Source organism: Pelotomaculum isophthalicicum JI (genome assembly GCF_029478095.1).
Classification (GTDB): domain Bacteria; phylum Bacillota; class Desulfotomaculia; order Desulfotomaculales; family Pelotomaculaceae; genus Pelotomaculum_D; species Pelotomaculum_D isophthalicicum.
Window position 1 is genome coordinate 1 of sequence record NZ_JAKOAV010000084.1, and the last position, 1,538, is coordinate 1,538.

At 38.9% G+C, this 1,538-nt stretch carries 1 protein-coding gene; it reads left to right on the top strand.

The window, feature by feature from the left end; genetic code table 11:
* The first annotated feature begins 142 nt into the window (after positions 1 to 142).
* Complete coding sequence (locus tag L7E55_RS17500; RefSeq protein ID WP_277445644.1) at positions 143 to 1,537, top strand: IS4 family transposase; 1,395 nt, start codon at positions 143 to 145, stop codon at positions 1,535 to 1,537.
* Position 1,538: the final 1 nt, after the last annotated feature.

The following is a 1,538-nucleotide window of genomic DNA, read 5'->3' on the forward strand; positions in this document are numbered from 1 at the left end:
TTAACTCAACTTTCTCAGATAAAAAAGTGACTTAAAGCCTTGATATTCCTGATATTTTAGCGATAAAGAAGCCAAAACACCCCAAACTTTTGGTAAAATAGAATTGACAAAAAACCACTCCACCAAAAGAGAGGGATGCTTTGTGCAATCTATTTTACCAGAAACTAATTCTAATGAAAATCAGACTAACTTCCAAATTGGCAACTTTTTGAAACGTTATCACGTCTCAAGGTTGCTACGGCAGTCAAACTTTGATAAGGAAAAAGGGTTTTCTTGTTTCCACATATTCAGATTTATTTTTATATTGGTCTTTACCGGTAAAAATCTCTACCGGTTTTTACATATGAACCATGCTATTGACCAGCCGGAGAAAGATACTATTTACCGATTCTTAAACTCAACCCGTTATAACTGGCGGAAGTTTCTTTTAACCTTGAGCACTCTGATTATCAAAGAAACGGTTTCCCTACTTACATCCGCTGAACGGGTGAAGGTGCTCATTTTTGACGACTCTTTGTTCAGTCGCAACAGAAGTAAGGCTGTAGAACTGTTGGCCAAGGTATACGACCATACAGAAAAGAGATATATGCGTGGCTTCCGTATGCTTACCTTGGGCTGGTCCGACGGTAATACTTTTTTACCCTTGTCCTTTTCACTACTGAGTTCTGAGAATGAGAAAAATCGTCTTAATGGGATTAATTCTTTAATTGATAAGCGCACCAACGGTTTCAAGCTAAGAAAAGAAAGCATGAAAAAGACAACGGAAGTTATGTTTGAACTGTTAGATCAGCTTGCTCCTTATGGTGCTCAGGCAGATTATCTGCTATTTGATAGCTGGTATGCCTTTCCCAAGGTAATTCTCAATGTCATGGAACGAAACTTACACGTTATTTGTATGCTCAAAGCAATGCCCAAGGTATTCTACCAATATGTTGGTAAGTCTATGAATCTGACTGGTCTTTATAATTACATCTACAAAAAGCCAGGCAGGGCAAGAATCTTAGCATCCGTGATAGTAGAACTTGGAAAGGACATGCAAGGTCAACCGGTAAAAGTTAAAATTGTTTTTGTCCGGGACAGAAACAGATCTCGCAAATGGCTGGCATTGCTTTCAACAGATACAGCACTAAGTGATGAGGAAATTATCCGTATCTACGGTAAACGCTGGGATATCGAAGTCTTTTTCAAAATGTCTAAATCTTACTTAAAGCTGGCTAAAGAATTCCAAGGTCGTTCTTACGATTCCATGGTTGCCCATACTACCATTGTTTTCTGCCGATATATCATGCTGGCGTTGGAAAGCAGGAATAGCCGTGACCTGCGTACCATTGGTAATTTGTTCTATACATGCTGCGATGAATTACAAGATATTAGTTTTGTAACTGCTTTGTTTCTACTTTTTGATCTGCTAAAAGAAGCTTTGAGAGAGCATCTGTCTTTGTCTGGGCAGAAACTGGAGGAGTTTATAAGTCAGTTTATTTCCTCTCTGCCCTCGTTTTTCAAGGATCGATTACAGCTTTCGGTCTGCGAAAGTTGAG